This is a genomic window from Streptomyces sp. NPDC058964 (genome assembly GCF_042741275.1).
Taxonomy (GTDB): Bacteria; Actinomycetota; Actinomycetes; order Streptomycetales; family Streptomycetaceae; genus Streptomyces.
This window is the reverse complement of record NZ_JBHYKH010000397.1, coordinates 1-8,524: the sequence shown is the minus strand read 5'-3', so window position 1 is coordinate 8,524 and position 8,524 is coordinate 1. Positions and strand designations below refer to the sequence as shown.

The 8,524-nt window shown below is 67.6% G+C and carries 5 protein-coding genes; all 5 read left to right on the top strand.

The annotated features are described in order from the left end of the window. The first annotated feature begins 659 nt into the window (after positions 1-659). The gene (locus ACFW2E_RS34550) at positions 660-1,811 is read left to right on the top strand and encodes a right-handed parallel beta-helix repeat-containing protein (RefSeq protein WP_384472196.1); all 1,152 of its coding nucleotides are present in this window, start codon (positions 660-662) and stop codon (positions 1,809-1,811) included. Positions 1,812-3,315: 1,504 nt separating this feature from the next. Continuing rightward, positions 3,316-4,251 (top strand): LysR family transcriptional regulator, encoded by a 936-nt coding sequence (locus ACFW2E_RS34545; protein ID WP_384472193.1) that lies wholly within the window; start codon positions 3,316-3,318, stop codon positions 4,249-4,251. Positions 4,252-4,599: 348 nt separating this feature from the next. Further along, the gene (locus tag ACFW2E_RS34540) at positions 4,600-5,808 is read left to right on the top strand and encodes a PP2C family protein-serine/threonine phosphatase (RefSeq protein WP_384472191.1); all 1,209 of its coding nucleotides are present in this window, start codon (positions 4,600-4,602) and stop codon (positions 5,806-5,808) included. Between the two features lie 936 nt (positions 5,809-6,744). Then, positions 6,745-8,085, top strand: a complete 1,341-nt coding sequence (lat, locus tag ACFW2E_RS34535) for an L-lysine 6-transaminase (protein WP_384472188.1) — start codon at positions 6,745-6,747, stop codon at positions 8,083-8,085. Positions 8,086-8,114: 29 nt separating this feature from the next. Continuing rightward, on the top strand, positions 8,115-8,524 hold a 410-nt coding region (locus ACFW2E_RS34530; RefSeq protein WP_384472185.1), incomplete at its 3' end, for an aldehyde dehydrogenase family protein.

Here is an 8,524-nt window from a genome sequence, read left to right as displayed (position 1 = left end):
GGAGACGGATTTCTTGGTCGAAAACCCATCTACCAGGGGCTTCACCTGTCTGTCAGCCCAACTGCCCGTCCAACCCGCCAGGTTGGAAAGAGCTCAGTTGCATCCTCCTCCGGATGCACGCTGCTCGTCTACCGGAGTTGTTCTGTTCCGCCATTCGGGGGGAATGCCCATCCAATCTCATCATCATATGACTTCGACGGGAATCAACTGCACCGTGGGCGCGACAGGGATTCGCTCGCTCGATACCGACCTGTTCACGCTCAATGGTGATACCCGCGTACTCGGTGCCTGCCGGCACCGGAGGAGATAGGACTCGCATGCGTGTACCGCGACGTCTCGTAGTGAGGGATTCTCCAGTCGGTGTTACCCGGACAACGCCGGGTTCCTCCTCCGGCACGGTCGGCCTGGCCCCCGCCGGCACTCCCTGCGCCGAGCGAGTCCCGTACCGCTCGGACGGGAGACGCCGCTACCGGCTCGACACGCGCGGCTGACTGCCCACCGCCACGGGACGAAGCCGCCGCGGCAGCAGCCTGCGGGGATCGCGAACGGCTCGCCGTGTTCCGAACAGGGAACTGCCACCCCGGTCACGTTTTCTACGGCGTCGGAGTGAGGCGCGCGGACGGAAGCCGAAGGGCAGGGAAATCGACAAGGAGACGTCAATGAGACGCATCAGTATGTGCTGCACCATCGCCGCCGTCACCGCGATGACCGCCGGCCTGGCCACTTCGCCCACCGCCGCCGCCCAGCGCGACATTCAAGTGACGTGCAGTACATCCGACCTGATCAGCAAGCTCAAAAACGCCCAAACGGGAGACACCTTCCAACTCGCGAGAAACTGCACCTACTCTCTCACCACCCCCTACCAGGGAGGCGATGACGGGCTGCCGCCCATCAAAAAGCGGATCACCATCCACGGCCGCGATTCGACCATCAGCCGCGACCCGGCATTCGGCAACCAGTTCCGGATCTTCGACATCGCCGCCGGTGGTGACCTCCACGCCGACGATCTGACCATTCAGCAGGGGAACGCCTCCGGCGACGGCGGCGGCATCCTGGTTCAGTCGGGGGGCAGTCTGGAGCTCCAGGACAGCTCGCTGATCGACAACATGGCAAATGACGGTGGGGGAGTGGCCGTCCAGGGCAAGGCGACCATCCAGAACACCTTCGTCGGCTACAACACCGCCGATTTCGCGGGCGGAGGACTGTTTTGCGCCGGTTGTACGCTTCAGGTGACCCGCGGCTCCGATTTCTACGAGAACTCCGCGACGGGATTCGGAGGTGGCGTCGACATCGAATCGGGCTCGGGAACGTTGCTGTTCGATGACACGACTCTCGAAGAAAACATGGCTCCCACCGGTGCGGCCCTCGAAACCGAGAGAGCCACAGTGGAGGTCGACCGCGGCCACGTCACCCACAACACCACAACTTCGAAGAGTGGCGGCGGAGCCCTCTACAACGGGGCCAGCCCGCAAACGGGTTCGCTGACGCTCGACCACACGGACGTCACCGAGAACCTCTCGTCCGGTATCGGAAGTGGCATCTTCAGCGAGACCAAGCTCACGCTCCGCAGCAGCACCGTGTCCAACAACCGTGCCAACGGGACCAAGTCAAAAGCCGGAGGCATCTACAAGGCCAGCGGCAATGTCACCCTGGACCACAGCAGGGTCCGTGAGAACGTCTCCACACTCGCTCCCGGTGGTGTCTACAACGACACAAGCGGGACCTTCAGCGTCATTCACTCCTCCATCACGGCCAACAAGCCCACCAACTGCAAGGGGAGCCCGGCCCCCGTGCCCGACTGCGTCAATTGACCCAGTCTCCACTCACCCACACGTCGGCGACGATGCCAGAACCCATGGTGCGGGCCTCCGCGACCTCCGGGAGGCCCCCTCCTGGGAGGAGGGGACGATGAGCGAGATGGCCGCTGTTCACTGACGGCCGGGCGGCCGGACGGCGGGGCGGGAGGGCGTTGCGGATCGCCTCGGCCACCTGGTCGTACTTGAGCCGGCAGGTCATCAGGCAGCGCCGCGGGGTGCGGCGGCGGCCTCGGACTGGACGCACCCCGTGCGGTCCACCTACTTCCCGTGGCGGTCGGGGTGCTCGGGAGAGCCGGCCATGGTCGGAGTGAGGCGCGGGCGGCGTCTCGTCAGACACCTCGGGAGCGCAGGAGGGTGGGAGATGAGTCCCGGGAGCCGAACTGTCTCGGTCTGCCCAGCGCCCGGGATGCGACTTGCACACGTGGCCTCTTCTTCCCGAACCAGCTTGCTGCGGCCGGTGCGCCTTTCCCTGCGGTGATGGTTTGCGAACGTTCGCTACAAGCGGCTTACTGGGCCACGTGCTCACAGACCACCCAGGCCGTGGTGCTCACGGAACCGTAGGTGAAGTTCGGGTCTGCTTCGGCCTGCCACATGATGGGAGCAGTCACGACAGATCCCCCCCCACCGGGTGGGTGTCCCTCAGAACGCCGTTCGTGACCGACCCGCCGCCGCCGACAGCGGCATCACCGACGTTGCAGGCTGCGGTCGCTGACAGGCCGGTGGGACCGGCCGTGGCGGTCACAACGTAGTGCCTGATCGTTGTGGGAGGACCGGTGGGACCGGTGGGACCGGTGGGGCCGGGCGGGCCGGAAGGGCCGGTGGGTCCGGGCGGGCCGGGGATGCCCTGCTGGCCGTTGCCGTTGTGATGGTTGTCGTTGCCCCCGTGTCCATCGCCCGACGGCGTGGGGCCAGTCGGACCGTGCAGCGCCACTGCACTCTCACTGCTGGTCTTGTGGACGCCACCGGCGATGGCCGTTGTACCCCAGGCAGGGTTGAGCGTTACAGCGAACGCGCCGACCGCCACAAGAGATCCTTACGGATTAGAGGGATCCAGATTGCAAGCAACCGTTCTCGAACTGCTTCATTCGCATCCGGATCACGTCGTCCTGGATCCCGCACGAGATCACTTTCACTCCCGTCCGTTGAATAATCGCGATTCCAGTCCGTGAAGAAGCCAACCAATCGGAAGGCCCGCACTGGCTAGCCCAATAATTGGGAGACTTAGCGTTGAATTGAGGTTCTACAGAGTCGACGCAAGCCTGGAGAGGCGAAGACGGTAGACCGGACCGGCGACCTACCGGAGAATCCGGTCACCACCGTCACCCCCGTCGCCGCCTTCTGGTGCCCTTGCACCCGAGGAGCATGCCCCCCGCCCCTCGCCACCCACCCCGCACAACCGACCCGCGATCAAAAGCATCAAATCGAGCACCATACCCAGTGATCAACAACCGTGAAGCCCATCAGTCACAACCAACAGTTGTGCCCATAAAGTATCGGCATGGACCTCGAGACCGTCCGGACCTTCGTCGCCGCGGCCGATGCGGGGCAGTTCCAGGAAGCCGCCGCCGAGCTGGCGGTCACCCAGCAGGCCGTGTCCAAGCGCATCGCCGCGCTGGAGCGCAACCTCGGCGTGCGGCTGTTCGTCCGCAGCGCGCGCGGCGCCGAGCTCACCATCGACGGTCAGGCGTTCCTGCCCCACGCACGCGAGCTGCTGCGCGTCGCCGAGCGTGCGGTCGCGTCCGTGCGTACCGGCAGTCGTCCGCTGCGCGTCGATGTGATCGCCTCGCGCGGCGCGGCGTCGGGCCTGATGCGCGGCTTTCACCGCGCGCACCCCGAGGTCGAGCTCGACGTGGTGATGCTGCTCGACATCGAGACGGCCGTCGCCGCCATCCGGTCCGGTGCGATCGACGCGTCCTTCCGCGCCGTCGCCGCGCCCGGCCGGCCCCTTCCCGAGGACATCGAGTCCGTCCGGGTGCTCGACGAGGCGCTCCAGCTCCTCACGGGCCCCGCCCACGCGCTGGCGGGCGCCCGGTCGGTGGCCCTCGCTCAGCTCGCCGGGCACCGGATCTGGATGCCCGGCATCGTCCCGGGTACCGAGTGGGCCGCCTACTACGACGACCTCGTCGCCGAGTTCGGCCTCACCATCGAGGCGACCGGCCCCAACTTCGGCTCCGACGCACTCCTCGATACCGTCGCCGACACCCCCGCCCTGGCCACCTTCATGGGCGAGCACACCCGCCTCGTCTGGCCCGCTGACCACGGGCTGCGCCGCATCCCGGTGACCGACCCGACGCCCGTCTACCCGCACTCGCTCCTCTGGCACCGCGACAACCCCCACCCGGCGCTGGCCACCCTCCGTACCCACCTCGCCACTGCGGCGACCGGCCACGACGCGGCCGGGACCTGGACACCCGGCTGGGTGATTCCGCGTTGAACGCCGCCGTGCCCTGGTGGGACTCCTGGAAGACAATGCCGATTGTGCGGCGGTGCGGCTCGGCCGCCTCGTCGCAGCTCCTGTGGTGCGCGCGCCAGGAGGCTGGACTTGCCGGGGAAGGACGGGCCACCGCCGCCGTCAGGCTGCCCGGGGCACCTGTGGACTGACGCGATTCCAGGGCTGCCAGCCGGCGCCGTCGGGGCAGGTGAGGACTACCGTGGGGAACATTGACCGGCACGCTCTTCGGTTGGGCGGAACAGTCCTCGCCGCGGCCGCACCCGGCGTGCTGTGCCTGACGTGAGGGGGGTCGGGATCGGTGTGAGACTGGGCACGGAAGGGGTGATCCCCGTGCCGGACCCACCGCACGCGTCCGCCGGTCCGGACGCCGCCATCGACGAGAATCGGCTGGAAGAGCTGATCATCGAGGCCCAGACGGCCCTTCCGGTCGAACTGCCCGCCCTGGCGAACCGGTGCGCCTCCGCCCTCGGCCTGGACACCGTGCTGATCTACCTCGCCGACCTGCAACAACGGCTGCTCATTCCACTCGACGAGGCCATGGAGCCGCTGCCGGTGTCCAGCTCGTCGGCCGGCTGGGCGTACCGCACCGTCGCTCCACGGGTGGCCGACGCCGACGACGGCGTGATCGTCTGGATGCCACTGGTCGACGGTGCGGAGCGGCTGGGCGTGCTGGCGGTGCGGACCGCCTCGCTCGACGGGGTGCGGATGCGCCGCAGCAGGATGCTGGCTCATCTGTTCGCCATGCTGATCACGTCCAAGCGCGCCTACAGCGACTGGCTCGCCGCCCGCACCCGCACCCGGACCATGCAGTTGCCCGCCGAGATGCTGCGGGCCTTCCTGCCACCCCGCACCATCGGCAGCAGAAGGTGCGTCTCGACCGCGGTCGTGGAACCGGCGTACGACATCGGCGGCGACGCCTTCGACCACTCGGTGGTCAAGAACGTGCTGCACACCATGATCCTCGACTCCATGGGCCACGATCTGACCTCCGGCCTGACCGCGTCGGTCGCCATGGCGGCGGCGCGCAACACCCGTCGCGGCGGTGGCGACCTGGCCGAGGTCGTCGGCTCCGTCGACCAGGCGCTCGCCCGGTGGCTGCCCGACCACTTCTGCACCGGCGTGCTGTGCCGGCTCGATGCGGTCACCGGGGTGCTGCGCTGGGTCAACTGCGGTCACCCTCCGCCGTTGCTGATCCGTGCCGAGCGGGTGCTCGCCGGGGCGCTGGACAGCCCCCCGCAGCCCCCGCTCGGCCTGGCCGGCGAACTCGCCCCGGCATCCCGGCAGGTCCAGGAGACGACACTGGAACCGGGCGACCACGTCCTGCTCTACACCGACGGCGTCGTGGAGGCACGCGACGCGGACGGAGTGGAGTTCGGTCTCGACCGGTTCACCGACTTCATCATCCGCTCCTCCGCGGCCGGCCAGCGCCCGGCCGAGGTGCTGCGGCTGCTCATCCACGCCATCCTCGACCAGCAGCACAACCAGCTGCGGGACGACGCGACCATCCTGATCTTCGAATGGCGCCCGCAGCACCAGTGACGCGGTACTGCACCGAGCCACGCTGTGCTCGCACGCCGAGCATGAATGCACGGTCGAACTGAACGACAGCAGCACTGCCGACGGCCTGCTCCGTCTCCGTCTCCGTCTCCGTCTCCTGGATATTTCCGTGGGCGAATACGGCGGACATCATTACTGCGGTCGCAGGTCCGCAGGGCTTCCGGTTCACGGTTTCCCGCCCCATCGAGTCCGGGAAATGGTGGGCTCCACGACTCGGATTTCTGGAAGACCGTCGCCGTCGCAGCCAGCACCGCAACGTCTCCCGCTCCTGAGCGGGCCGACGCCCCGCCGTCCGCACAGGGTCGGCAGATCGGTACTCGTGGCCCCGACGCTACGCGTCCCGGGTATTCCCGCGGCCACCCCGCACGACAGCCAGGCACTCGTTCCGCTGGGCTGCGGCATACCGCCCGTCCGCTCCCGCCGCGGCCGACGGCGTCGCCGACCGGGCAGGCTTCACGGCGACAAGGGCTACGACTCCGGCCAACTGCGGCGCTGGTCGCGTGGCCGAGGCATCACACCGCGGATCGCCCATCAGGGGTACGGATGTCAGCGGGCGACTCGGCCGGCATCGCTGGGTTCATGCCGCCGATGCGAGCGGTCGCGAACACCGGAGCACAGTCGGCGATGTTGTCACCACCAGTGGCGAAGGTGACCGCGGCGAAGTCCAGGACCTCGGGGCTGTCTTCCTTGGATCGGGGACGCGACAGGTGATGCGGTCTGTGACCCCGCGCTCGTCGAGGGGGCCAGGTTCCGAAGGCGCTCGAGTCGCCGCCGGGACCGGATCGGCACGTTTCGTCGAACATCTACCAATGAACGAAACCTTGTGGCTACTGTTGCAGGACACCTAAAATAGTCCTGCTGCTTCTCGTGTTCAGCGAAAGTTCTTCGGTAGAACGGCTATCGAGAGTAGGTGCCTCCATGACGGTTGCTGCTGTGTCGACGGTCCACCCGGATGAGGTGCACGAGAGGCTCGGCCACTACGTGCTGACCGACGGTTTCAAGCTTGTGCTCGACCTGCTCGCCAGTCAGGGCTCGTGGATCGTGGACGCGCGCACCGGTGAGAAGTTCCTCGACCTCTACTCGTTCTTCGCGTCCGCTCCGCTGGGGCTCAACGCGCGAGGAATGGCGGACGATCCGGAGTTCATGGCCCTGCTTGCACAGGTCGCCGTGAACAAACCCGCCAACCCCGACATCTACACCACGCACTACGCCGAGTTCGTCGAGACGTTCGCCCGGGTGCTGGGTGATCCGGCCCTGCCGAGACTGTTCTTCGTCGAGGGCGGGGCGCTCGCCGTGGAAAACGCGCTCAAGACGGCGTTCGACTGGAAGAGCCGCCGCAACGAGGCCGCAGGCCGCTCACCCGCGCTCGGCACCAAGGTGCTCCACCTCCGGCGGGCGTTCCACGGCCGCAGCGGCTACACCCTCTCGCTGACCAACACCGAGCCCAACAAGACCGCCCGTTTCCCCAAGTTCGACTGGCCGCGCATCGACGTACCCGCTGTGCGGTTCCCGCTCGAGCAGCACCTTGCCGAGGTCGAGGAGGCCGAGCGGCGGGCCTTCGAGCAGGCGCGGCGAGCGTTCGAGGACAACCCGCACGACATCGCCTGCTTCATCGCCGAGCCGATCCAGGGCGAGGGTGGCGACAACCACATGCGCCCGGAATTCCTGCAGGCGGTGCAGGCGCTCTGTCAGGAGCACGACGCGCTGTTCGTACTCGATGAGGTGCAGACCGGGGTGGGGATCACCGGCACCACCTGGGCCTACCAGCAACTGGGCCTCGAACCCGATATCGTCGCCTTCGCCAAGAAGGTCCAACTCGGCGGCATCATGGCCGGTCGCCGGGTCGACCAGGTACCCGACAACGTCTTCCGGGTCTCCGGGCGGATCAACTCCACCTGGGGAGGCGGCCTGGTGGACATGGTCCGGGCACGCCGCATCCTGGAGATCGTCGAAAGGGACGACCTGGTGGCCAATGCTGCTGCCGTGGGATCGTGGTTCCTCGCCGAACTGCATGATCTCGAAGACCGACACGCACCGGTGACCTCCAACTCGCGCGGACGCGGACTGATGTGCGCCATCGATCTGCCCGACGACGGCGTCCGTGACGAGGTGGTACGACGGTTGCGCACCGAGGAGCAGGTCATCGCACTGCCCTGCGGTGAACGTACGGTGCGTTTCCGCCCCGCCCTTTCCATCACCCAGGAGGAGCTCGGAATCGCCCTGCGGGCCCTCGACCGGGTCCTGGCCGGTCTGCACTGATCCCGTACAAGCCGACAAGGAGCAAAGTCATGGCCCGTTCCGTCGCCTCGATCGTTGCCGGCCACCTGGTCGCCGGCGCTCCCGGCGGGACTCTTCAGCGCACCAATCCCGGCCGCACCGCCGAGCTGGTCACCGAGGTCTCGCTCGGGGACGCCTCGACGTTCGTCGAGGCCGCCAAGGCCGCGAAGGCGGCTCAGCGGTCCTGGGCGGACACGCCGGCGCCGGTACGCGGATCCGCCATCGGAAAGATCGGCCGGCTCGTCGAAGCCAACAAGGACCGCCTCGCCCGTATCGTGACGGCAGAGATCGGCAAGCCGTTGGCCGCGGGACACGGCGTGGTGCAAGTGTTAATCGAACCCAGCGACTTGGTCCTGGGCGAGGGCCCCCGGCTGTTCGGGCAGACGGTGCCCACCGAGAAGCCCGACCAGCACCAGTTAAA